Annotated in this window: 19 protein-coding genes; 9 read left to right on the top strand and 10 right to left on the bottom strand. The window is 54.0% G+C overall.

Annotated elements, in window-relative coordinates; all coding sequences use genetic code 11:
• Positions 1-162 precede the first annotated feature (162 nt).
• From D5085_15780 to D5085_15765, 4 genes are all read right to left on the bottom strand, one after another.
• Positions 163-1,299 carry a TAXI family TRAP transporter solute-binding subunit gene (locus D5085_15780; GenBank protein QEP44460.1) on the bottom strand — a complete coding sequence of 379 codons (1,137 nt, stop codon included), beginning with the start codon at positions 1,297-1,299 and terminating at the stop codon, positions 163-165.
• Positions 1,292-1,786: a hypothetical protein gene (locus D5085_15775; GenBank protein ID QEP44459.1), complete on the bottom strand. Its 495-nt coding sequence runs from the start codon at positions 1,784-1,786 to the stop codon at positions 1,292-1,294. Before D5085_15775 ends, D5085_15780 begins: the two co-directional genes overlap by 8 nt.
• Positions 1,787-1,861: 75 nt before the next feature.
• A complete protein-coding gene (gene uvrB, locus D5085_15770; GenBank protein ID QEP44458.1) occupies positions 1,862-3,874 on the bottom strand; it encodes an excinuclease ABC subunit UvrB in 2,013 nt (670 codons plus the stop codon).
• Positions 3,875-3,888: 14 nt separating this feature from the next.
• Positions 3,889-5,856, bottom strand: coding sequence for a potassium transporter KefB (locus tag D5085_15765; GenBank protein ID QEP44457.1), 1,968 nt, complete (start codon positions 5,854-5,856; stop codon positions 3,889-3,891).
• Between the two features lie 205 nt (positions 5,857-6,061).
• Here D5085_15765 and D5085_15760 point away from each other — a divergent pair, with 205 nt between their 5' ends.
• Positions 6,062-6,934, top strand: a complete 873-nt coding sequence (locus D5085_15760) for a 3-hydroxybutyryl-CoA dehydrogenase (protein ID QEP44456.1) — start codon at positions 6,062-6,064, stop codon at positions 6,932-6,934.
• A complete protein-coding gene (locus D5085_15755; protein ID QEP44455.1) occupies positions 6,931-7,167 on the top strand; it encodes an acyl carrier protein in 237 nt (78 codons plus the stop codon). The genes D5085_15760 and D5085_15755 overlap by 4 nt, the downstream gene beginning before the upstream one ends.
• A 58-nt stretch (positions 7,168-7,225) precedes the next feature.
• Here D5085_15755 and D5085_15750 read toward each other — a convergent pair whose 3' ends face one another.
• From D5085_15750 to D5085_15730, 5 genes are all read right to left on the bottom strand, one after another.
• The gene (locus D5085_15750) at positions 7,226-9,082 is read right to left on the bottom strand and encodes a PhoX family phosphatase (protein ID QEP44454.1); all 1,857 of its coding nucleotides are present in this window, start codon (positions 9,080-9,082) and stop codon (positions 7,226-7,228) included.
• Complete coding sequence (locus tag D5085_15745; GenBank protein QEP44453.1) at positions 9,079-11,862, bottom strand: glycosyltransferase; 2,784 nt, start codon at positions 11,860-11,862, stop codon at positions 9,079-9,081. Before D5085_15745 ends, D5085_15750 begins: the two co-directional genes overlap by 4 nt.
• 36 nt (positions 11,863-11,898) lie before the next feature.
• Positions 11,899-14,274 (bottom strand): hypothetical protein, encoded by a 2,376-nt coding sequence (locus tag D5085_15740; GenBank protein QEP44452.1) that lies wholly within the window; start codon positions 14,272-14,274, stop codon positions 11,899-11,901.
• Positions 14,275-16,002, bottom strand: a complete 1,728-nt coding sequence (locus tag D5085_15735; protein ID QEP44451.1) for an EAL domain-containing protein — start codon at positions 16,000-16,002, stop codon at positions 14,275-14,277. It abuts the gene before it with no gap.
• 182 nt (positions 16,003-16,184) lie between these two features.
• Positions 16,185-16,790, bottom strand: a complete 606-nt coding sequence (locus tag D5085_15730; GenBank protein QEP44450.1) for a hypothetical protein — start codon at positions 16,788-16,790, stop codon at positions 16,185-16,187.
• Between the two features lie 162 nt (positions 16,791-16,952).
• Here D5085_15730 and D5085_15725 point away from each other — a divergent pair, with 162 nt between their 5' ends.
• Positions 16,953-17,228, top strand: coding sequence for a heavy-metal-associated domain-containing protein (locus D5085_15725; GenBank protein ID QEP44449.1), 276 nt, complete (start codon positions 16,953-16,955; stop codon positions 17,226-17,228).
• A gap of 38 nt (positions 17,229-17,266) precedes the next feature.
• Here the strand turns inward: D5085_15725 and ftsY are convergent, their stop codons facing one another.
• A complete protein-coding gene (gene ftsY / locus D5085_15720; protein ID QEP44448.1) occupies positions 17,267-18,265 on the bottom strand; it encodes a signal recognition particle-docking protein FtsY in 999 nt (332 codons plus the stop codon).
• Positions 18,266-18,502: 237 nt separating this feature from the next.
• On the opposite strand from ftsY, the gene D5085_15715 reads away from it, so the two are divergent.
• From D5085_15715 to purD, 6 genes are read left to right on the top strand one after another with little or no spacing between them, the layout of a single operon-like run.
• Complete coding sequence (locus tag D5085_15715) at positions 18,503-19,774, top strand: insulinase family protein (GenBank protein QEP45191.1); 1,272 nt, start codon at positions 18,503-18,505, stop codon at positions 19,772-19,774.
• Between the two features lies 1 nt (position 19,775).
• Complete coding sequence (locus D5085_15710; protein ID QEP44447.1) at positions 19,776-21,101, top strand: insulinase family protein; 1,326 nt, start codon at positions 19,776-19,778, stop codon at positions 21,099-21,101.
• A 15-nt stretch (positions 21,102-21,116) separates the two neighbouring features.
• Positions 21,117-21,674 (top strand): 16S rRNA (guanine(966)-N(2))-methyltransferase RsmD, encoded by a 558-nt coding sequence (gene rsmD / locus D5085_15705; protein ID QEP44446.1) that lies wholly within the window; start codon positions 21,117-21,119, stop codon positions 21,672-21,674.
• Positions 21,658-22,080: a cobalamin biosynthesis protein CbiX gene (locus tag D5085_15700; GenBank protein QEP44445.1), complete on the top strand. Its 423-nt coding sequence runs from the start codon at positions 21,658-21,660 to the stop codon at positions 22,078-22,080. Before rsmD ends, D5085_15700 begins: the two co-directional genes overlap by 17 nt.
• Positions 22,081-22,091: 11 nt before the next feature.
• Entirely contained in the window at positions 22,092-24,167 is a 2,076-nt protein-coding gene (locus D5085_15695; protein ID QEP44444.1) for a phosphodiesterase, read from the top strand.
• Between the two features lie 36 nt (positions 24,168-24,203).
• A complete protein-coding gene (gene purD / locus D5085_15690) occupies positions 24,204-25,475 on the top strand; it encodes a phosphoribosylamine--glycine ligase (GenBank protein ID QEP44443.1) in 1,272 nt (423 codons plus the stop codon).
• The last annotated feature ends 9 nt before the right edge of the window (positions 25,476-25,484 follow it).

The following is a 25,484-nucleotide window of genomic DNA, read 5'->3' as shown; positions in this document are numbered from 1 at the left end:
TCAGATTGAATTAACAGCGCTAAATGTCGGGCAATCAGCCCATGCTCCTAATACTTTTGTACACTCTAAAACGGTAGCCAAAACATGAAACACCTTTCCTAATAACAATACCTTCGCTATTTTAGGCGGTCTGATTGTAGCGGTACTGCGGCTGATGCCAGACTAAGGACAAAAACCGAGCAGCATCTCCTCCGAACTGCATCCTTCCCCCTGAGTCGCAGCCGGTCGCACCGCCTTCGCTTTAGAGTCGGTTGTGACGGGGGGGGGTAATAGGCCACACTCTGCTGTTGCGAAGGCGGCTAAGACATCCTCGGAGTATTGCCATCCGCCGGGAAGCGGGGAGACGGTTAGCGGGACATCGCGCCATTTGATCGGGACTGGGTTACCGCGCTTGTCACGCCAAATCGATCCTATCTCGCGCTGTAACCGCGCAAAGTTGCGGCACAACGACCGAGTTAAGGCATTAATGTTATTGCGGGTCTCATTGCGATGGTACGCTTGGGTGATAAGAAAAGCCTTCACTGCCACCACCGGAGTATCCTCTCTTAACCAAGGGTAGCTGCTTTGGTGGAGCGTCTCCCTAAAATAGGGGCCATCCAGTACCCGACTCTCGATAGGATCATCGGCATTAAATCGCAATAGCTTAATTCTCGCTGCCGCCTCGGCGGGGAACTGTAACCGAGAGGTTCCCTGACCGACCGTCATCACCCAGACATCGGCCGTTTCATCGATGGTGACTGCGCGTAGGGCCTCATCGTGGCTATCAAAGAAGTGGATATTATCTGGTGCACGGCCAAAGAGTAGCTCATAGATGGAGACAGCGGTTAAGCCTGAGCCACTCTCTTTCGGGCCGACGGCGATACGGCTATGTTCGATATCTCGTAGGGAGTCTAACTTAGCATCGGCACGAACCAGTAGATGGATCTCCTCCGGATAGAGCGGTAACATCACCCGTAGTGGCGCTAGCAGTTGGTTTACTTCGCGATTGTGTTGCGCCAATTTTTTATAGTGCAAAATCACATCAGACTGGACGATGGCTAGTTTAACCCCGTTTTGGTAGCGCATTCGTTGTATATTCTCGATCGAGCCACCGGGCATGACCGTGAGGGTAAGATCGGCATCTGCGGCGACGATCTGTGCGAGTGACTGGCCAATTTTGTGGTAGGTGTACTCTGGGGAGCCGGTCACAATGCAGTAGTTCGGAAAGGCGGGGCAGTCGGGAAAGTGGCGAGTGATATCGGCACTGACTGTGGGTAGGTTAAGTAAACCGAGTAGTAGCGGAAGTAGTTGTTTAATCATGGCAGGCACCTAAAAGTTCACAGGAGCGAATCGACTCTCTCGGCGGCGGAGAGGTAGGGGAGGGGGCGGGCTCGTCAAAACCGAGCGCGCGTGCGGCCGAATCCATCGATTCGGCAAAGTTAATGGTAGCGACAATGCACATCTGCCGATGAGAGGGTTCAAAGTAGTGGGTCTCCATCCTCTGAATGGCGTGTTCGCTCACCTGTTGTAGGTAGTTTTCAATCTGCTGCTCACACTGGCTATCTAAACAGTGGGTACGGCTGACGAAGTTGGAGCGAATCGTCACCTGATAGGCTGCGATCGCCTCTTTTAGCGCCATTTTTCGTACTTCGTTACGGGCAAACTGTCGTCCCTGTTCCAGACTATAGTGGTAACAGAGGGTCGCCTCTGTGTGCTCTGCGCCAATAAAACGGATCCCCTCTTGCGGCGGCGGAAGTGATGCGCAACCGCTGAGCAGCAGAAGGGGTAGTAGAGCGTAACGCATCATCTATGGATGGCTCCTCAGTGGTTCAAGAGGGCTATTTTAGCTGGTTTTTTGGCCAGATACATGCCTTTTGACGATTTATAACCCCAGAGCCCCCCTCTCCAACGCCCGAATGGTATCGCGCAGCTTGGCGGCCTTTTCAAACTCAAGATTGTCAGCGCAGGCGAGCATCTCTCTCTCTAGCTGTTTTAGCTCCGATTCGAGCTCTTTTTCACTCTTTAGCGTATAGCTAGCCCTCTGATCTGCCGCCTGTGCAAGCTCTCTGGTCGGTTTGTGGCCGGCGGGGTAGTGGCCGCTTTCGAGAATATCTTTTACCGCCTTCTCGATCCCCTTGGGGGTAATCTGGTGGGCGGCATTATAGGTGAGCTGTTTTTGGCGACGCCGTTCAGTCTCCTCCAGCGCCCGTTGCATTGAGCCTGTGATCTTATCGGCATAGAGAATCGCCCGGCCACGCAGATGTCTTGCCGCACGCCCTATGGTCTGAATGAGTGAGGTCTCGGAGCGTAAAAAGCCCTCTTTATCGGCATCGAGAATCGCCACTAGCGCCACTTCGGGCATATCGAGCCCCTCTCGCAGTAGATTGATGCCGACGAGTACATCAAATTCGCCTAAACGGAGATCGCGAATAATCTCCATGCGCTCGACGGTGTCGATATCGGCGTGCATATAGCGCACTTTAACACCGTGTTCGGCCAGATAGTCGCTCAAATCTTCCGCCATCTTTTTGGTGAGGGTGGTGACTAGAACTCGCTCCTTTTTTGCGACCGAGAGGGCGATTTCGGAGAGTAGATCATCGACTTGAGTGGTAGCGGGTCGGATCTCCACATCAGGATCGATAAGTCCGGTCGGACGCACTACCTGCTCTACCGGCTCGCCGCCGTGTGCCTTTTCGTAGCGAGAGGGGGTGGCCGAGAGATAGATCGACTGTGGCGCTAGCCGCTCAAACTCCTCAAATTTAAGCGGGCGGTTATCGAGCGCGGAGGGGAGGCGAAAGCCGTAGTTGACCAAATTCTCTTTGCGAGAGCGATCTCCCTTATACATTGCCCCAATTTGGGGGATAGTGACATGGCTCTCATCGATCACCAGCAGTGCCTCGGCGGGTAGATAGTCAAATAGGGTCGGTGGGGGCTCGCCGGGGTTACGACCGGAGAGGTGGCGGGAGTAGTTCTCGATACCGGAGCAGTAGCCTAACTCATAGATCATCTCTAAATCGTAGCGGGTGCGCTGTTCCAGTCGCTGCGCCTCAACCAGTCTATCTTGCGCTCGTAGCTGCTCTAGCCGCTCTTTTAGCTCCGCTTTAATCGCCTCGGCGGCTGCAAGCATTGTCTCGCGCGGGGTGACATAGTGGGTTTTGGGGTAGATAGTCACTCGTGGCACTCGTCGTAACAGCTCGCCGGTCAGCGGATCAAACCAAGCGAGAGATTCGACCTCATCATCGAATAGCTCGATGCGAATCGCTTCCGCTTCGGCTTCGGCGGGGAAGATATCGATCACCTCCCCCCGTACCCGATAGGTAGCCCGTTCAAAGGCGGTATCGTTACGGCTATATTGGAGCTCGGCTAGGCGGCGTAAAATCTGCCGCTGGTCGATAATATCGCCCTTAACTAGGTGGAGCATCATCTTTAGGTAGCTGTCGGGATCACCGAGACCGTAGATGGCCGAGACGGTGGCGACAATGACGACATCGCGCCGCTCCATGAGCGCTTTGGTGGCCGAGAGGCGCATCTGCTCGATATGGTCGTTAATCGAGGCATCTTTCTCGATAAAGGTATCGCTGGCGGGGACATAGGCCTCGGGCTGGTAGTAGTCGTAGTAGGAGACAAAATATTCGACGGCATTGTGGGGGAAGAAGCCCTTCATCTCGCCATAGAGCTGTGCTGCGAGGGTCTTGTTGTGCGCCATAATCATCGTCGGCCGGTTGAGTTCGGCAATCACATTGGCGATGGTAAAGGTCTTGCCAGAGCCGGTGACGCCGAGTAGGGTTTTAGCCGCCTCACCGTTTCTCAACCCCTCTACGAGGGCGTTTATCGCCTCGGGTTGATCACCTGCGGGGGTAAAATCGGTCTGTAACTGAAATGGTTTGTCTGCCATGGCGCTTGACTCTCTTACAGTGTGCTATTTTCAAAAGCGTTAATCGCCGCCGGTTGTCCCCGAATCACTAGCGTATCGTCGGCCTCAAGGGTGAGGCTAGGGGAGGGGTTTTCACCATGAATCCCGTGGCGCCGTAGTGCGATGAGTTCCACGCCGTAGTGGCTAGCATGAAGATCAGCAAGTGCGGTGCCTAACAGGCGGCTATCGCTATGAAAGACAAGGGAGTGGAGGCGTGGCTCCTCACCACCGATCTCATCTTCGATCTCGTTACCATGAAAGACCGTTCTTAAACGCTGATACTGTTCGTCACGGGTGCTCTCAATGAGGGTGTCGATTTCCTCCCGCTCTACCCCTAAGTGGTGCAGGGTGTGGGTCGCGAGCATGAGGCTCGCTTCAAGTGACTCAGGGACGACATCGTTTGCACCCGCGGCGATGAGTTCGTCAAAGTGGTGATCATCATAGGTGCGGGCGACAATCATTAGGTGGGGGGCGCTCTGGCGGGCGGTGGCCGTAATATGGTGGGCGAGATGGTAGTCGTGGAAGGTGACCACCAGCGCACTAGCACGATCGATACCCGCAGCGTGGAGGATATCGCGGCTACGGCTATCGCCATAAAAGACCTGCTCTCCCGCCTCCCACGCCTCTCGAATCAGATTCGGATCGAGATCGAGCGCCACATAGGTAAACCCTTCGCTGCGTAGGAAACTGGCTAGATTTTGCCCAATACGGCCAAAGCCGCAAATGATCACATGCTGCTGTAACTCCTCACTCGCCTGCTCCAGATTGCGAGCTTCGGTCAGAGTGTGGTGGCGGTAGTCGTGGCAGAGGCGGTAGGCGATGGCACCGTTAAAACGAATCATGAGTGGGGCGATAATCATGCTAAAGATAAGCGCCGCCAAAATCGGCTGGGTGATCTGATCGGCAAAGAGTCCCTGACTTAACCCCAAAGTTAACAGAGCAAAGCCGAACTCACCCCCTTGAGCCAAAATGACGCCGCTGCGCACCGCTACCCCCAGCTCCTGTCCCGAGAGCCGAACGATGGCGATAATAATCGAGCTTTTTAGGGCGATTAACCCCACTGTTAATAACAGAATCGTCCCCCAAGCCTCGATGACCAGTGAGATATCGAGCCGAGTGCCGACGGTAATAAAAAAGAGCCCCATCAGTACATCTCGAAAGGGGCGCACTTCAGCCTCGATTTGGTGACGATATTCGGTTTCGCCCAGCATCATACCGGCTAAAAAGGCCCCTAGCGCCAGCGACAGCCCTAACTCAAAGGTAAAGGCGGCGGCGGTGAGCGTCACTAATAAAATGGTGAGGGTAAAGAGCTCAATTGAGCGGGCGGCGGTCACAGCGTGAAACAGGGGGCGCAGCAGCCAGTGGCCGGCGGCAAAGAGGATCGCAAAGGCGATGGCCGCCTTTAGGAGTGCCCACAACATCGGCTGTAGCATCGACTGCTCGCCGCTTTGGGCTAAGATCGGAATAGTGACCAAAAACGGCACCACCGCTAGATCCTGAAACAGCAGGATGCCGAGAACGGTACGGCCGTGGCGCGACTGCATCTCTAGCTGCTCTACAAGCTGTTTCGCGACAATAGCGGTAGAGGAGAGGGCGATAATGCCGCCGATGATCCAAGCTGCCGCTGTCGGTACGCCAAAGGCGATGGCGATAAGCGCCACCACACTCATCGTTATGAAGACTTGGGCCGTGCCGAGCCCCAATACCGCTGTACGCATGGCAATTAGGTGGGGGATCGAAATCTCCAGCCCAATCATAAACAGCAGAAACACCACCCCAATTTCGGCCAAAAGCTCTATCGCTTCGCCATGGGGTACCCAGCCGAGGGCATGGGTGCCGGTCGCGATGCCGACCACCAGATAGCCGAGAATGGGCGGTAGTTGCAGCCGCCGAAACAGCGCCACCGCCACCACAGCGCAGCTAAGTAGGATGAGAATATCGTTAAGAATTGTACTATGGGGCATGAGTTAGCCTACCCTGTGAAACAGCCGAAAGGGGCGATCATAGCACAGTTCTAAGATTCGCCACTGAAACGGATCCTTTTGGCAGCGCAGCCGCTTCCCTCAGTCAATCGCCGTAAACAGCTACCGCAGTGGCCGGTGGTTCGGTACAATGCGCGGCGTTGTATCTGTGAATTGCCATGAACCATGAAACCCTTAAGGAGTATCAATGAACCAAAACAGAGTTGGCGTTGTCGGCGCTGGAGTCATGGGTAGCGGAGTTGCCCAAAATCTGGCCCAAAGTGGCTATGAGGTGGTGTTAATCGACATTAGTGAAGAGGTGTTGAGTAAAACTCGACAAGAGATTAGCAATAATGTCCGCTTTTCGGCCTTCTACGCCAAAGATAAGTCGAAAGTGGAGCCGGTCGAGACTGTCCTAGCGAGAATCGACTTTACCACCGATTACAGCCAATTAAAGGATGTTTACTTTGTAGTCGAAAACGCCTCAGAGAAGTGGGAGGTCAAACAGGCGGTCTATCCGCTGATTGATCAATATGCCCCAGCTGAGGCGAGAGTTGCAGCCGATACCTCCTGCTTTTCGATTACTCGGTTAGCCTCACTCACTCAACGAGCCGATAAAATTATCGGGATGCACTTTATGAATCCAGTCCCGATGAAGCCGACGGTTGAGGTGATTAAGGGGTACCATACCAGCGAAGAGACGATTAAAATCGGCCTCGATTTTCTGGCCTCTTTTGGTAAAGAGGGGATTGTAGTCAATGATCTGCCCGGTTTTGTCTCCAATCGGGTATTAATGTTAACGGTAAACGAAGCGATCTATCTACTCCATGAGGGTGTGGCGAGCGCCCAACAGGTCGATGAGATTTTCCGTAAATGTTTTGGCCACAAGATGGGGCCGCTAGAGACCGCCGATCTGATTGGTCTCGATACCATCCTCTATTCAGTTGAGGTGTTGTGGGAGAGCTACAACGACAGTAAATATCGCCCCTGTCCGCTATTGAAGAAGATGGTCGATGCGGGACTGTTAGGGCGTAAAAGTGGCGAAGGGTTCTATCAATATCAGGGAGGGATGAAGAAGTGAGTGGTGCAGTAGAGAGCAATGTTCGTGATTTTTTAGGGCAGTTTGTGAGTGATCCGGATGTAGATGGCGAACACGATCTATTTGCTTCCGGCATGGTCAACTCGTTATTTGCAATGCAGCTAGTACTATTTGTTGAAAAAGAGTACGGCATTGTGGTCGCCAACGAAGATCTTGACTACGAAAACTTCAAGTCGGTCAATGCGATTGTGGCGTTTATCGAACAGAAGCGGTAGTTATATCGCTACCATAACCAGGGGCGGGTTTGAAACCCGCCCCTACTTGAGAGGGCGGCTAGCCGATCACACCCCCATCCTCTCGGCTAATGGCGATGACTGTTGAGCGGGGTACCGAATCTCCTCCGGCAGGGAAGTGGCTCTCCCCCTTCTCCCCCGGGTGCTGAATACCGACAAAGAGAGTTTTACGATCAGCACTCCAAGTGATACCGGTGACTTCACACTCTTTAGGGCCGACCATAAAACGGCTAATTTCGCCAGTGTCAGTATTCGCTAGCAGCATCTGGTTATTACCCATGCCGGCAAACCCCTCTTGATTGCTGTAGTTGCCATCAGTTTGAATCCACATCCCCCCTCTGGAGTCGAACTTTAGGCCATCAGGGGAGTTAAACATATTCTCTGCATTGATATTGTCCGAGCCCTTGCGGCTATCACTGTGAACGGTCGGATTGCCCGCCATCACAAACAGATCCCAGCTAAATTTGGCAGCGGTGTGATCACCATTGGCAGCCTGCCAGCGGACAATTTGGCCGTAGCGGTTATCTTGGCGCGGATTAGGGCCGCCAACCGGGGTAGGATCGCCACCTGCATTCGGTTTGATACCACGATTTTTGTTATTGGTAAGGCAGCAGTAGGCCTCGGCTTTAACAGGGTGGGCGGCGACCCACTCGGGGCGATCCATGGTGGTCGCTTTAACGGCAGAGGCGGCCTGACGAGTATAGATAGCGATCTCCGCCTGTGAGGCCATAGCAGTGGTTTCAGGGGTTAAGGCTAACCATTCGCCAGAGCCATCGGGGTTAAATTTGGCGGCAAATAGATCTCCCTCTTCGAGTAGATCGCGGTTATCTCCCATCTCGCTATATTGTTTGGCAGAGACAAATTTATAGAGATACTCCCCGCGCTCATCATCTCCCATATAGACGACGACACGGCCATCCTGGGCGATAACTAACTCGGCATTTTCGTGTTTAAAGCGACCTAAGGCGGTGCGTTTCTTTGGCGTTGAGGAGGGATCTAACGGGTCGATTTCAACCACATAACCGACTCGATTCGGCTCGTTAGGGTGTTTGGCGATATCAAAGCGCTCATCGACCATCGCCCATGAGTAGCCCCTATCTTTGGTATTAACTCCGTAACGCTTCAGTTCAGCGGAGATCTCCAACTCAGCCTCACTACTGGAGAAGTAGTCATGAAAATTCTCCTCACAGGTTAGATAGGTGCCCCAAGGGGTTTCGCCGTTACCGCAGTTATTCCAAGTGCCTAGTGTCAGTTCACCCTTTGGATCGGCGGCGGTCTGCATTAGCAGATGACCACGCGCCGGACCGGTGATCTCCATCGGGGTCTCAGGGGTGATCTTGCGGTTATAGTAGCTATCTTTAACTACTTTCCAGTGGCCCCCCTCATTTTTTAGCTCAACGATAGAGACTCCGTGCGCCAGCATCCCCTTTTTGGCATCATCGACACTCTCTGGCCGGTTAGAGGCTCGATTGCCGAAGATGATCTCGTTGTTAGCATATTCGTTATTGCAGGCGAGTATTGAGCGGCCGTTGTGGTTGAATAGCGTCATGCCATCGCAGTTATCACCAAAGGCGAGCGCTTGCGAGGCGGCATCGCCTCGGCTGGCATGGTCGAAGGGGACGCCGGTTGACCACATCGGATCGCCCCAGCTAACAACACTCTGCCACTTAAACCCTTTGGGCACGGTAACGGTGTCATGGCTGTTGGCTTCAACGGGGGAAAAGGGGAGCCAGCGAGTGGTGGTGGCCTGAACTTCGGGGGCGAATAGAGAGGCCCCTGAAGCGGTGACAAAAGAGGCAGCCCCCAAATAGAGCCCCCCTTTTAGAAAGCTGCGTCGCGATAGCGCGAGCTCGGTCAGTTTGGCAAAATCGGTCTCATCGAGCGTGTTGTGAGTCATGTTGATGATATCTCCACTAGATTGGATTTAGAAAAAGGGGGGGATACCCCCATTGCGGTTAACATCTGCTGCATAATCGGTGCTTCACTATAGTCGAGGCTGCGCCGATAAGCCGCTTGGCGCATTTGCTGTAGCTGGTCGTGATCCTGTAGGACTGCAACGATCTGCTGGGCAAGCTCTTTGCTGCTATCGGCTAAAATTCCGCCACCACTTTGGCCGATAATCTCTTTCGGCCCTTTAAGGTTAAAGGCGGCAACCGGCAGGTGACAGTGGAACGCCTCTAAGATGACATTACCGAAGGTGTCAAATTTGGAGGGCATCACCATCATATCAGCGCTAAGTAGCAGCTCAATGAGCCTGCTCTTATCGACCCAGCCAAAAAAACGGGCCTGCGGCTCGGGTAGTAGCTGTTGTAGGGCGGCCTCGGCCGGACCGGTACCGGCAAACCAGATCTGAGCCTGGGGCAGCTCTCGGCAAATATGCTTCATCATTGAGGGAATTTTTAGCACCCCCTTCTCTTCACTCAAACGACCGACAAAGATAAGGATTGGGGTGTGATCACTTTGTGGATCATGCCGATAGGGTGTCGGCAGCGGGGTTGCTGCAACCTGCTGTCGAAAGTTTGGGTGGAGCCAGTGGGCGGTTAGATGGAGTTGACTCTCTTTGAGGCCCATATCTTGACTAGCTAACCACGCTTTATGGTCGCTGTTGAGTACAAAAATGCCATCAAACTGACGGTAGAATAGCCGCAATATGCGCCGAAACCGATCTCTAAGCTCGTGTGTTAGGCGAGTACTATACTTAAGATAGTCGAGCCAATCGGTGTGCATATAGAACCAAGCCGGTACCGAAAAGGCGCGTTGCAGATAGAGCGCTACCGGCCCCATAAAGAGCTCGGTCGAGCAGAGTAGGCGATCATAGTTTTGCTGTTCAAATAGTTTTTGAATCTCTAGCAGATTGGGCAGGTGGAGCTGCTGCTCTGAGAGTTGACTCGCGGTGACTGAGGTCAGCGGCCGCACCACTAACAGATGCGCTTGTGGCTGTAGGGTTGGGTGGCAGACCAAAATGTCGATAGGGTAGTTTTGGTGTTGAATCGCCTTGAGCAGACTCTGCATACTGTTAGAGACCCCATTTTTATCGTCAAAGGTGTCGGTTAGCCATAAGATTCGTTGGGGATGTTGTAGCTGCTGTAGATGCTCTGCAAGAGAGTTTAAAAAGGGGCGGTTAGCGTGTACTACCCGACTACTGGTAAAAAAGGCACCGAGTAGTAGCGACAGCGCGAGCGTCGGGAAAGAGAGTTGATCAACTAGCTCTGCGGGGTTGAAATTAGCCATCGGCTGTTGTGATTCGCCGGCACTCCCTCTTTTGCTTTTAGTGGGGGTAAAGAGTTGGCGCAGATGGGCCGGTAGCTCCAGACTCTCCCCTAGCTCTTCGGTTGAGAGGGAGAGCAGATGGCTAAAGTCGATAGGGGTAGCGGCCCCTTTATCGATACGGTGCAGCATGAGTTGCAAAATATCGTTATGAACTTGGAACAGGGTTTGGCGAAGCTGGAGCTGAAACTGCTCGGGTTGCTGGCGTTCGGCCTTCGCTAGCTGCTCTAGCTGCAGTAGAACCGGCTTATAGTCGCGACTAACGCTCCACTTGAGCCATTTGCCCGGCTTTTTTCCGTGCAGGGCGTGGTGAAACGCTCGCAGAAACTGCATCGTATATTTATGCCGACGCAGCTCAAAAATGGCGTTACCAATGGCTAGGCACCAGAGCTTATCTTCTGTGGGGGCATTAAATAGCAGTAGCCGCATTAGCCCGGGATCATCCATCGTCATCGTTACCTGGGCGAAGTAGTCGAGAAAGGTGACGCTAAGCTTTTCATCTTCACCCACGCTACCGAAGGGGGCTAACTCCCCCTCTCTTAACCCCTCTAAAACCAGCGTAGAGAGCTTCTGCTGTCGTAACCGCCGCTCTAGATCGGGGATTCTCACTAAGGTGCCGCAACTACCGGCAAAGATGCCATTATGGTCATCCGACCCCCCCGTTAACCGCTTCTGGTAGGGGCGACGACAAAAATCGAACGGATTTAAGCCGTGCTTTTTGCCGTAGGCGTCAATCGTCTCCTCGGTCAGGCTCTCAATCCAGTGGCGGGTGAGACCATTTTGCCAATAGCCTCGTTGGCCATTTAACACCTCAAAGCGCTCAAATAGGCAGGCGAACAGCTCTAGTAGCTCAAGTGTCGGTTGGTGCTTAAGGCTGTAGAAGTAGAGGGGGTGTGGCAAGACTGTCGGCAGGTAGTGCTCATTGGCGTAGGCGGCAAAGTGGTAGATATTGTGTCGTAGCCGATTTAGGTGGCTCTCCTGCTCTGGCGTGAAGCCGTAGGTCAAAACATGGATACTGGTCTGTCGATCGGGAAAGTGGCAGGTAAATTCGGCCCCTGGCAGAACATCAATCCCCTTATCGAGCAGCTTCCAGCAGGAGCGGGCGTTATTGTGGTTGGTAATGGTAAAGAGATCGCAACGCTGGTTAGCGAGCCGCTTTATCAAGGTTTTGGTCTTTAACCAAGTCTCTGGCAGATTGAGAATGCGGCCATAGAGCTCATCGGGGCGATCGCTATTGTGATCGTGGCAGTGGAGATCGATACGAACTGTCTCTGCTGATGGGAAACGGTTAGACTGCTCTAGCAGAAATTGATCGTAACCGAGACGCAGCTGTCGGTAGAAGGGGCTGGGGGGCATGGTACTACTACGGGTTAAATAGATGAGCGCTATTGTGCTGTCAGAGAGTGACAACTCTATTAAATGGGATTGAATATTGTGTGAAGCCTGTTAATGGCTCTTTTTGTCCTCATCGGCCTGTAAATAGAGACTCCCTTCAGGAGAGGGCAGTTGCAGTCGCTGATAGTTAGGATCGAAGCTCTCACCTAGGGTGAGCCCTTCGGTGGCGCTAAGGTATCGTGGTAGATGGAGGAGCAGCGGCATGGGGGTGGCTAGGGGGTGGGGGGTTAGCTTCCAACTCACTTTAACGCGCTCTTTTTCGTGCTGCTCAATGGCAAAATCGAGCCAGCCGGCTTGGGTCGGGGCGTGGTTTAGCGAGAGCCTCATCCCCTCCCCATACCAACCGATGGGAACGCCGATCGCCAGCCACAACTGCTGCTGCTCCTCTGTCACTAGCGCCGTTCGCAGCAGCATTAGCACATCGGCCGTGGCCCAGCCGTGGTCACCATCGCCCATGCAGCCTCCGCCAGTGGCCGGGTGGATCGCTTCAGGCCAAGTGTAGAGTGGCGAGGCGTGGCTCTGAATGGCGGCCATTATCTCCAACCAACGCCAATCCTGTCGTAGCAGCATCACTCTAGCTAGCTGTACCGAGAGATAGACATTGAGGCCGGTATGGATAATTTTTTGGTAAAACAGCCCCTGACTGAGGTTGTTTTGCCACAGATAGTCGGTCGTGGCACCGACCCAATCGCTATCGGGAGGAAAGAGCCCTAAGGGTGAGATGGCGACTAGGTTACCGATGGCGGCAGAGTCGATACGCCGATAGGGGGAGCAGGGGAGTACCCCCCCCATCGTTCGCTGAAGAGAGAGCTGCATGGAGGCCTCGACCACGCTGCGGTACTCACTCAGTAGCTGCTCATAGTGGCGGCGTTTCGGGTGGTTAAGCGTTGTGGTCGCCCAGACGACTGCCTCTAATCCGGCGAGCGACCAGAAGTTATCCCAATAGTAGTGATCGTTCGGGCCGAAGTGCTCCGCCGAAAAGCCGGCCGGCAGCAGTCCGGCGTGGGGCGGTTTAGCGCTCCCCTCCTGTAGCGGTAGGCGCATCCTCTCTATCCAGCGGGCACCCTTTAGGAGCGCGGGCAGTAGTCGGGTTAATAGGGCTGTTTTTCCGTAGCGGCGGCAGTGGTTTACCATCGCCACCATCGCCTGACCATTACTATCCCACTCCCCATTTTGGCTGCGAAAGAAGCCGGAGGGGGTCTGGCGGCGCAGGTAGTCGGTAAATTTGGGTTCTACCACCTCACCTAAACCTAGGCAGTCGAAGGCGGTGGCGATAAAGCTGCTATCGCGAAACCAGTGGCTATGGTAGAAGAAGGTACCGGGGGAGAAGTGGCTGCCATCATCGAAGACCGGTAGATGGTTTTTTAGCGCATAAAAGAGCCGCTGCCAGCTAGCGTCTGGTAGCTGTAGCATCATACCTCGTTCGCGCCACTGCTGTCGTAGCGCCAGATCGCGCTCTCGTGCCCGCTTGAGGCTATCGAGATGGAGATTACGAAACTGATTATTAGCGCGGCGACTCCGTTTATGCACCATCCCTAGGGCGGTAATCTCAACTCTCTCGCCGCCATTTAAGCTCAGATCGTACTCCGAGATACCGGCGGCAATCCCAGAGCGGGAGGCGTGGCGCGGATAGCTCTGGGGAGTCGGGTAGTAGATCGGATCGCCCCCCTGTCGTCCAGAGACTGAGTGGCGATTAGGTTCGCTCAAAAAGAGCACCGCCGCATGGCCATTGACTCGCCAGAGGCGCTTTTTATAGCCGATGCTATGAATGTGACCCACCGTGAGGGCATTATAGGGGCGAATAGAGAAGCCGAGGGTAATGGTGAGGGGGGTGGTACCGCGATTATGGCACTGTTGGGTCATCTCAATGAGCTCCTCGCCGTCGATTTCGAGCGCTCGAAGGGTGGTCTGCCACTGTAAGGGGGAGTTGTCGATAGGGTAGTGGGTGATAATAACCGGCAGATCCTCATGCAGCAGCGACTGTCTGACCGCCTGAGAGAGTGTCGGTGGCAGGTAGAGCTGCTGCTCTAGGCGAAGATAGGGGAGCAGCGACCAGCCAAAGGGGTGGAGGGTTAACATCCCGACCGGATCGACCATGCTTTCGTGGCAGCTACCATAGACGCCGATAGAGCACCAGTTGCGTTGCGATAAGTTGGTGGTGACCAGATTGATCCCAGTGGGGATAAACGACTCCTTGGCCGGATTCTGCTGCTGTTCGACCCACCAAGGCCAGACCCAATCGAGATTGCACTGTATGGCGAGGGTGTTATTTAGCCCCGACAGAATTAGCTCTAGCCCCTGGTCAATGAGTTCGACTGGAAAGAAGACCTTACCAGGACGGCCTAAATAGTTTAACCCGTTAAAAAATCGTACTAGGCGAGTTTTGCGTTTTACCGTCCAGTAGAGGCGCAGGAGTCGATCAAGCATTTACGACGCCTTAGTATAGGTACGGACATAGAGCGAGTTACCCGCTATTGCTTTAGCCCCCTTTTTGGCCTCAGTCGTTAGCGTTGAGATATCGTGGTGGGTCATTTCGGGGTGGGGGTTGATCTCGACTGCGCCGATAGAGAGGCTAAGCAGGTGGTAGAAGGTCATCTCTCCTTGGCGACTTTTGGCGTAAAAACCGCCACGCTGATAGTCATCGCTAGCGTAGAACTCGGCGACGCTAGCGGCGAAACGCTCTAAGATTTTATGGCAGCGGCGCTTCCAGTCGATACTACGAAAGATAATAATAAAATCATCTCCCCCCACATGGCCGACAAAGTCAGTGGCCGAACCGCTATGTTCGAGCAGAATCTCGGCCACTTTGCGAATGACGCCATCGCCTTGGCTGTAACCGTAGATATCGTTAAACGGTTTAAAGTGATCGAGATCGCAGTAGGCGACAACAAAGGTCATACCGTCGCGAACACAGCCCTCAAAGTGTTCATAGATCGGGACATTGCCGGGCAGCAGGGTCAACGGATTAGCATAGTGGGCGTTGCGTACCTGTAGCTCGGTAATTCGCCGTAGCAGCTCAATCACCTTGCCGATACCAAGATAGCGCCCCCGTTCCGTAATGATAAAATCGCTCTCGACCTGCTGCTGCATCACTGCGGTAATTTTGCTACTGGCCTCAGTAATGGGGGTATGGGCATCGAGCGTGACCGTATCCTCATCGATCAGTGTGGTGACCCGATTTTTAGCGTAGAGCGAACGGCCATACTGTAGCGCAAAGAGTGAGTAGAGGTGCTGGCGCCGCACTAACCCTAGCGGTTGACCTGTGTCGGTGACCACCGGAATCGATTGGAGCGTCTGATGGTGACGGAATAGCTGCTCTACTTCGTTGAGGAGCGTATCGGGGGGGACTGAGGGGGTTGGAGTGCTTAAAATAGCCACCGTCTCATTTAATAGTGTCGCTTGTGAGCGGTTGATTTCGACCTCGCTAGTGCAGAAGAGCTCTAACTTTAGGGCACGAGGTGGGGAGGCTGAGGGACGACTGAAGTAGTAGCCCTGAGCGGCGGCGATACCGCTGTTGGCGATGTAGCGAAAGTCGTCACGCGACTCAACGCCCTCGGCGATTAGGGGGGCTCCCTGCACCTCCCAGTGGGTGATGCTCTGCTGTAGTAGCTGTTGTCGCTCGGGTGAGGCGGCGATATCGTTAATCAGATGGCGATTAAATTTAATATAGTCGGGCATCTCGCCCTGATAAGCGGTCAACTTATCAATGTAGGCCTGCTGATAGAGCGATAGCTGAATACCACTTTGGTGACAGAGCGCAATTTGGTGTTCGGTGTCACTAGCGTTAAAATCGCCATTTACTTTAAGCTCAACGACCAACTTTTCGCGATGAAGGCCGCTACCGGCGGCGATATCGACAATATCGGCAGCGGTATAGTGGTAGAGGGGGTTGTGGTGAAACAGGGTACTGTTGAGAAAGAGTTTTCCTGGCAACTCTAGGCTAACAAACTGCTTAATGACCTGAAGGTGGCAGTAGATCTCCAGATCGATAACCGCCTCGCGTCCTTGGTGTTGTGCCTGTTCAAATAGCAGTTGTGGATTAATATAGGGCGAGTTGGCCGGACCCCGAATAAAAGCCTCATAGCCAAGAATTGTCTGTTGATGGATCATGACGATAGGCTGAAACAGAATCGTCAGCTCGTTAGGGAGTTGCATGATCGCTTAGGGTCGATTGAGCGTGAAAAAATGCCCGCACCAAGCTAGGGTGCGGGCACGACTCGTCATGTTTGAGAGAGGAGAAGAGCAAAACGGAGCGGGCAGATTGATGGTTATCGACATACAAACGATAGCCCCCGAGGCTGCCAGTGAGAGTAAGAGTGAGAGGAGGGTAAGGCGCTCTAGCGGTTATGCGCTTTGAATTTGGCAATTAGCGCATCGGGACGCTTTTTGTTGTTGCTGCTGTTAAGCACATATTTGACCGTCTCGCCGTTAGGGCCGGAGCCGATTTCAGAGTAGAAGTAGCTCGGCTCACCAACCTGCCTGACTTGCTTCATATCTTCATAGTTATCAAATACATAGATGCGACCATGCATCCGCATCTCGCCATAAAAGTCGGCGGGCGCTGCCATTTTGCCATCAAACAGCTTGACTAGGTCAACATTGTCTGGTTTTTTCTTATCTTTGTCCGTGAGACCGAAGACTACCGTCTCCCCGTTAGGGCCAGCACCGATACGGGTTAGGCGAAAGGGGGTCTCATGTAACTGGGCAAACTCATGGTAGAGCGCCTTATCGTAGAAGAGATTAATTCGACCTTCATGGTGGATCTCATAGACCTCCATGATCATGGCCGGCGCTTCGCTCTTTGGGGCCGTCATCGGCTTGCTTGTGCTCACAGGGGCAGGCGAGCTCTGTTCGGCCGTAGCGCTACAGCCTGAGAGGGCGACCCCTAACGATAGCACAATTGAAGAGGTTAACAGGGTAATGGCGAAGGGGGATTTAGGCATGGTTGACTCCTAGGTGTAGTACAAATTAGTCGGCATAGTGCCGTAAAAATGTGACAGGTTAATTAATCCGTGATGAAAATTGTGTTGCCGCTGAGTGCTAATTGACATAGCCTCTACAAGACCGTTAGAGTCTAGCGTTCTGAAACAGAAGAGGTGAGAGAGATGAATGTAACCATTGCAGTAGAGAACATTAAGTGTGGCGGCTGCGCCAATACCATTGTGACCAAAATGGGTGCCCTAGAGGGCGTTGAGGGGGTGACTGTTAACATTGAAGAGGGGGTCGTTGCGATTGAGGGGCAAAACGAGGATCGCCAGCGCTATTGCGAGGCGCTTGCAGCGATGGGCTATCCCGAAGTCGATACGCTGCACGGTTTAAGTTCGGTCGGGGCGAAGGCCAAATCGTTTGTGAGCTGTGCGGTTGGGCGTATTAACCAGTAGTTTATCGTTTAGCCCCCCCTAGAGGCCCTGGGGGCTATTTACGACTCATCAAACAGCGCAGCGATAAAGTCGGCAGCGTTAAATGGCCGCAGATCGTCAATTTGCTCCCCCACCCCGATAAAGCGGATCGGAATACGGAGTTTATTAGCGATAGCGAAAATGACTCCCCCCTTAGCGGTGCCATCAAGTTTGGTTAAGACAATACCGGTCACCCCTACCGCACGGTCAAACTGTTCAGCCTGTTTGACCCCATTTTGGCCAATACCGGCATCTAGCACCAACAGTACCTCATGCGGAGCGGTGGCGTCGAGTTTACCGCTCACCCGCCTCACCTTCGTTAGCTCATCCATTAAACCAGATTGGGTATGGAGTCTGCCGGCGGTGTCGGCAATCACCACATCGACCTCTCTAGCTCTGCCGGCGCTTATGGCATCAAAAATGACCGAGGCGGAGTCGGCACCCCCCTTTTGAGCGACGACTTCGATATCGTTACGCTCGCCCCATATCTGAAGCTGCTCTACGGCGGCGGCGCGAAAGGTATCGCCGGCAGCTAAGAGTACCCGCTTGCCCTGCTGCTGCAGGTGTTTGGCCAATTTGCCGATCGTGGTGGTCTTGCCGGCACCGTTAACGCCAACGACTAGAATGACATAGGGCCGCTTGTGGGTGTCGATCACCAGAGGAGCCTCGACTCGCTGTAGCTGCTGCTTCATCGACTGCTTCATGGCACTGAAGAGCGCTTCACCATCTTTCAGTTCCTTGCGTGAGACCTGCTGCGATAGGGTATCGATAATCTCTGCGGTCGCTTCAATGCCGAGATCGGCGCTAAGAAGCTGCGTCTCCAGCTCCTCTATCAGCTCATCATCGATCTCCCGCTTCAGTTTAACCAGATCGCGAACATCGCTGTTTAAAATCTCTCCGGTCTTTTTGAGCCCCTGTTTGAGCCGCCCTAGAAGACCGTGACTCTTCTCTGTTGCCGGCGGTTCGGTGGGGATTACATCATCGCTAACGGCGGCTCTTTTTTTGCCAAAGCCAAACATAAATTCGCTCCTTATAGGGTTGAGGCAGTTACAAAGGTTAGGCCCATATCGTACCACTTTGTGCAATTAAGGGGGGAAGGCTTGAAAAAATGGTAGCCGATGGCACACTAACAGGGCAAAATTGGTCAAATTTGATTATGAAGGAGCCCTCACGACATGTCTCTATTCGCCATTTCGATCGCTACAGCCGCCCAGCTACTGCTAGTGTGGTTTAGTGTCTCGTTGTCTGCGGCCCCAATGCCGCCCTCTACCGTGCACCAATATCAGCTCGATAACGGCCTGAAGATCGTTGTCAAAGTAGATCGCCGTGCGCCGGTGGTGGTATCACAAATTTGGTATAAGATCGGCTCTAGCTATGAGCCGAGCGGCGCGACCGGTATCTCCCATGTGTTAGAGCACATGATGTTTCAGGGGACTGACAAAGTTCCCGGTAGTGAGTTTTCGCGCATTATTGCCGACAATGGCGGTAAGGAGAACGCTTTTACCGGTCGCGACTACACCTCCTACTTTCAGCAGTTAGAGCGTAGTCGGCTAGAGATCGCCTTTGAGCTGGAGGCCGATAGGATGCGCAATCTGCGGCTGCAGGCGGACGATTTTAAACGCGAGCGAGAGGTGGTGATCGAAGAGCGGCGGCTGAGAACCGACGATAAACCGACGGCGCTCACCTATGAGCAGTTTATGGCTACCGCCTTTAACAATAACCCCTATGGGCAACCGATTATCGGTTGGATGAGCGATCTGGAACAGCTAACGCTAGACGATCTACAGCAGTGGTACCAGCGCTGGTACGCCCCCAATAACGCGACGTTAGTCGTGGCTGGCGATGTGGAGCCTGAGGCGGTGTTTGCGCTGGCTAAACGCCATTTCGGTAATCTTCCCCCCAGCCAACTCACGGCGGTTAAACAGCGACAGGAGCCCCCTCAGTATGGCGAGCGTAGGTTGACCGTCCGCGCTGCCGCTAAAGTGCCGCTGGTGCTGATGGGCTATCAAGTGCCCGTTCTGCGCACTAGCGATGCGCCGTGGAAGAGCTACGCCCTAGAGCTTTTAGCCTATGTGCTCGATGGTGGCGATAGCGCCCGTTTAAGTCGCGATCTGGTGAGGGGGGAGGCGCTGGCCGCCTCAGCCGGTGCCGGTTATGATCTCTACGCCCGTCACGACTCACTCTTTCTGCTAGAGGGGGTACCGGTTGACGGGGTCACTCCGGCTAAAATAGAGCAGGCGCTAAAACGCCAAGTGGCCGAGCTACAGCAGCAGCTGGTCAAGCCTGAAGAGCTAGAGCGAATTAAGACGCAACTCATCGCCTCTAAAGTCTATGAGCAGGATTCGCTCTTTTATCAGGCGATGCAGATCGGGATGTTAGAGACGGTTGGGCTCAATTGGCAGCTCGCCGATAGCTATATCGAACAGCTACAAGCGCTTACCCCTCAACAGTTGCAGCAGGTGGCGCAGGAGTACTTGATCGATAGTCGGCTCACTGTCGCTTGGCTGCTGCCAGAGCAGGAGAGTTGAGATGAGACGACTATTATCAATGCTACTGTTACTGCCTCTTATCGCGAACGCTACCCCCCAAATCGAGACTTGGCAGACCGATAATGGCCTGCCGGTCTGGTTTGTACCGGCTATGTCGGTGCCGATGGTCGATATAGAGCTAGTGTTCGATGCCGGCAGTCGTCGTGACGCTACCCTCAGCGGTATCGCTAATTTTGTCAGCGCTATGATCGAGGAGGGGACGGCGAAGTGGAGTGCCGATGAGGTGGCGCAGCAGTTTGAGTCGTTAGGGGCAATCACCGGCTTTAACGCTAGTCGCGATATGGCGACCGTATCGCTGCGTTCGTTAGCAGAGGAGAACATTGTATCCCAGGCCGTTAGCCAGATGGCGGCGCTGTTACAAGGTGCCAACTTCCCTCCAGAGGCGCTAGAGCGGGTGCGCCAGCAGATATTAACCAGTATCGAGATGGGGCAGCAGAACCCCGCCTCGATTCTATCTGATGCCTTCTACCGCCATGTTTACGCCGACCACCCTTACGCCACGCCCGTTGTGGGCGAGGCCAGCTCGGTGAAGGCGTTACAGCAACCGCAGCTACTCGACTTCTATCGGCACCACTATAGTGTCAGCCACGGTCTGATGGTCATTGTCGGGGCGCTATCGACCGCCGAGGCTAAACGCTACGCTAATCGCCTAGCGGCAGCCCTGCCGCCGGGGGAGCCGGTATCGAAGCTGCCTGTGGTCAAACCGCTCACAGTCTCACAACAGCACCATATTGCCCATGAGAGTAGCCAAAGCCACCTAATGTGGGGCATGGAGGGGTATGCTCGCGGTGATAAGGATAAGTTTGCCCTCTATGTCGGTAACCATATTTTGGGCGGCGGGGGGCTCGTATCGCGCATTAGCGATGAGATTCGGGAGCAGCGGGGCCTCTCCTACAGCGCCTATAGCTACTTTAGCCCACTAGAGCTCGGTGGGGTGTTTGTGATGGGGTTGCAGACTAAAAATAGCCAACGAGCCTATGCACTAGAGGTGCTAGCGCAGACGCTAAATGAGTTTATTGAGCAGGGGCCGACTGAGGCGGAGCTCACTGCCGCGAAAAAGAATATCAGTGGCAGTTTTCCGCTTAAGATCGATTCTAATAGCGATATTCTCAGCTATGTCGCCGTCATGGCCTTCTACCGCTTTCCGATTAACTATCTTGACACCTTTACCGCACAGATCGAGGCGGTGACACTAGAGCAGATTCGTGACGCCTGGCAACGGCGCCTAAAGGGTAGAGCGGCGCTAATCGTCTCTGTTGGGGCGGGGCAAGAGTTTAACGATGCCCAGTCGACGCAGCGCCCCTAAGTCAAACTAGCGACTATGGCAAGGAGCCATCAGCTACGCATTATCGGCGGCAAGTGGCGTAGCCGAAAGTTGCCGGTACTGGCGCTGCCAGGGCTGCGCCCGACCACCGATAGGGTGCGAGAGACGCTGTTTAACTGGTTGCAGGGCTCTATCGCCTCATCGCGCTGTCTCGATCTCTTTGCCGGTAGTGGTGCTTTGGGGTTAGAGGCGCTCTCTCGTGGTGCGGTAGAGAGTCTGTTTGTCGATCGCAGTGCGGCGGTGGTCGAGCAGTTGCAGCGTAACCTTGCTCTGTTACAAGCTAGCGAGCAGGCGAGGGTGGTGCAGAGTGACGCGCTAGCCTATCTCTCTGCTTGTCAGCAGCCGTTCGATATTATTTTTATCGATCCGCCCTTTGGCTCTGGTCTGTTGCCACAAGCCCTAACGCTGTTACAGCAGCAGCGGCTATTGACCCCGAAGGGGGTGCTCTACTTTGAGAGTGACGCGCCGCAGCAGGAGGCCGATATGGCCCGTTGTGGACTGCAACTACTGAAACAGCAACGGGCCGGTCAGGTCTGGTATGGTCTGGCTGAGTAGAGCCTTTTTAGACAATGAGATAAGACAGGAGAGTTCTATGCAAGCTATCTTACTCGCGGCTCACGGTAGCCGTCGCGCCGCCTCTAATGATGAGGTGCGTGCGTTAACTACCCATATTGCCGAGCTATTAGGGGAGAGCGTACCGTTAGTCGATGCCGCTTTTCTGGAGTTAGCCAAGCCTTCAATTGCCGAGGGGTTAGAGTCTCTGATTCAGCGCGGGGCGACCGAGATTCAGATTTTCCCCTATTTTCTGGCCGCAGGCCGCCATGTGGTGCAAGATATTCCAGCGGAGATGGCACCCATTATCGCCAAGTATCCTCAGGTGACTCTTCGCGTCGCCACCCATTTAGGGGCCAATGCTGCTCTGCCGCAGCTAATCGCCTCTGCCCTACAGTCTGCACCTTAGTTGCTAAACGAGTGATAAATCGCTGTCTGTTACAGAGCCAGAGGTTTGCCTCCGAGCTATTGGAGACCGTCGCGGCCGTGGTCACTGTCATCGATAGTGAGGGGCGTATCGTCTGTTTTAATCGGGCCGCCGAGAGGGTCACCGGTTTTACGAGGGAGGAGATCGTCGGCCAGCCGGTATGGGAGTGGGTGATCCCCCAGCGGGCGCGGCAGCAGGTGATTCAGGTCTTCCACTCCCTCATGGCAGGCAACTTCCCTAGCCACCATATTAACCCTTGGCTCTGTAAAGATGGTCATGAGGTGGTGTTAGAGTGGTCAAATAGCGCCCTACTCGATAGCGATGGGGAGGTGGCCTATGTGGTGGCAACCGGCATCGATATGACCGAAATCGAACAGAGCCGCAGGGAGCTACAGATCGCCGCTGTCGCTTTTGAGACTCATGAGGCGATTGCGATTATCTCACCTGAGGCGCGATTTTTGCGCGTCAATGGGGCCTTTAGCCGTATTACCGGCTATCTGAATAGTGAGGTGGTCGGCCAATCGACTTCACTACTGAAATCGGGGCAGCACGATAAGCAGTTCTATCAGCAGCTATGGCAGAGTCTGTTAGCTCAGGGGAGCTGGAGTGGCGAGATTTGGAATCGGCGCAAAAGTGGTGAGATCTATCCCGAATATCTGCGCATTACTGCGGTTAGGGATCTGCAGGGGAAGTTGACCCACTATGTGGCGACCTTTACCGATTTGAGCGATATTCGTGAGGCTGAGGAGCAGCTAAACTACCATAGCCGTTTCGATGAGATTACCAATCTGCCTAACCAGCGCTTCTTTCTGGAGAAGCTGCATCGGCAGCAGGGGCTGCTACAGCGGCAGCATAAGAGGGCGCTGCTATTTTATATCCATCTATTGCAGTTTAATGAGCTACAGGTCAATATCGGTCGGGTGGAGATGGAAAATTTCCTGATTGAAGTGGCTAAACTGCTGCATCAGCTACACTCAACCCCACTAGAGAGCGGCTATTTAGGTAGCGGTAACTTTGTGTTACTGGCCGAAATAGCGCCGAATCACTCCATCTATCACCATGCCATTCGGGTGGTTGAGAGTCTGTTCGAGGAGCTGCAGGCCGGATTTGGTAACAGCGGCGAACACTTTTTCCCCCGTGCGACGGTGGGTGTTACTACTCTACCTCAGTCGCGCACGCTGCCGGAGGAGATTCTGCACCAAGGGTGGTTGGCAGCTGAGAGCGCTTGGCAGATTAGCGGCGCTAATTCGTTTCAGCTCTTCTCTCGCGATATTCAGAAGGCGGCCTACAAGAGCCATCAGCTCGACATTGCGCTACGATATGCGGTTAGTCGTGACGAGCTAGAGCTCTACTACCAGCCGCAGTATAACCAGCAACAGCAGCTGATAGGGGCCGAGGCGCTACTGCGCTGGCATCGTGACGGGGAGTTTGTCTCGCCAGCGGAGTTTATTCCACTGGCCGAAAAGTCGAATCTTATTCTCGATATCGGTAACTGGGTACTGCAACGAACAGTGCGCGATAGCGTGCAACTGTTACACGGCTGCACTTTGAGCAGTTTTAAGGCTATTTCGATGAATGTCAGTGCCATGCAGTTAGCTCAACCCGACTTTGTCGATCAGTTACAGCAGCAGCTCAATAACTACCATCTTGCGCCAAAGTGGCTCAAACTGGAGTTAACCGAGACCTCAATGATTAACGATCCGATGGTGGTGCGACAGCAGTTAACTCAAATTCGCCGCTTAGGGGTGAAGATTGCGCTAGACGACTTTGGCACCGGTTACTCCTCATTAGCCTATTTAGCGAATATGCCGATTGATCAGCTAAAAATTGACCAATCGTTTGTTAAAGAGATGAACTGCACTGACACCTCGCGCGTTATTGTGAATATGATTATTCAGATGGCGCGATCGATGAATATGGAGGTGATCGCTGAGGGGGTCGAGAGCAAGGAGCAGCTACAGCTACTGCAGCAGATGGCCTGTTATCAGTTTCAAGGTTTCTATTTTGCTAAACCGATGCCGTTCGATGATCTATTGCAGCTTGTTCGGGTTGATGCGGGCGTTGGTTGAGCGGTCATAGTTAATAACAGAACTCAAGGAGATGATATGAGAGTCTTGGTGCTAGGTAGTGGCGGGCGTGAACATGCGCTGAGCTGGAAATTGGCGCAGGCAGAGGGGGTCGAGAGGGTCTATGTCGCACCGGGCAATGCCGGTATTGCGATGGAGGAGAGATTGGAGAGTGTGGCGATAGAGATCAGCGATATCGCCGCACTACTTGAGTTTGCGACTAAAACGGGTATCGATTTAACGGTAGTGGGGCCAGAAGTCGCGCTAGTGTCTGGGGTTGTTGATGCCTTTTCTGCGGCAGGATTTCCCTGTTTTGGCCCCTCCAAAGTGGCAGCGCAGCTAGAGGGTTCAAAGGCATACGCCAAAGAGTTTATGCTTCGTCACCAGATCCCGACTGCTGCCTATGCGACCTTTACCGATGTGGCTGAGGCGCAGCGCTATATCGAACAGCAGGGGGCTCCTATCGTCGTTAAAGCCGATGGCTTGGCCGCCGGTAAAGGGGTCATTGTGGCGCAGAGTGTGGCCGAAGCGAAGGCGGCAGTCGAGCAGATGCTAGCCGATAACCAGTTTGGGGAGGCGGGAAGTCGGGTGGTTATCGAAGAGTTTTTGAGCGGGGAGGAGGTGAGTTTTATCTGTATGGTCGATGGCACGACGGTGCTGCCGATGGCGAGCTCGCAAGATCATAAAGCGGCCTATGAGGGCGATGCCGGCCCTAATACTGGCGGTATGGGAGCCTACTCGCCGGCGCCTATCGTGACTCCAGCGTTAGAGCAGCGGATTATGGAGCAGGTGATCTATCCGACGGTGCGCGGGTTAGAGGCTGATAAGTGCCACTATAAGGGCTTTCTCTATGCTGGATTGATGATTGGTGCTGACGGCATCCCTAAGGTATTAGAGTATAACTGCCGCCTAGGTGATCCTGAGACCCAGCCGCTGCTGTTAAGGCTAAAATCGAATTTAGCTAAGCTCTGTCTGGCTGCGTTGGAGGGGCGGTTGGCAGAGCAGTCGATTGAGTGGGATCCTCGATCGGCAATGGTGGTGGTGCTTGCGGCAGCGGGGTATCCGGGCGCTTATCGCAAGGGTGATCCGATTCGTGGTTTAGGGGGGGATAATGGCGTAACTACCAAGCTGTTCCATGCCGGTACCGCCCTACAGCAGGGGGAGATCGTGAGTAACGGTGGGCGGGTATTAGGTGCCGCTGCCTTAGGCGAGACGCTAGCGGAGGCGAACGAGGCGTGCTACCGTCTAGCCGAGTCGGTCTCTTTTACCGGGGTATGGTATCGCCGCGATATAGGGCACCGAGCACTCTAACCCCCCCCG

This window comes from Ectothiorhodospiraceae bacterium BW-2 (genome assembly GCA_008375315.1).
Taxonomy (GTDB): domain Bacteria; phylum Pseudomonadota; class Gammaproteobacteria; order Thiohalomonadales; family Thiohalomonadaceae; genus BW-2.
Note: the sequence above shows the minus strand (reverse complement) of the source record. Positions and strands in the feature narration are given on the sequence as shown.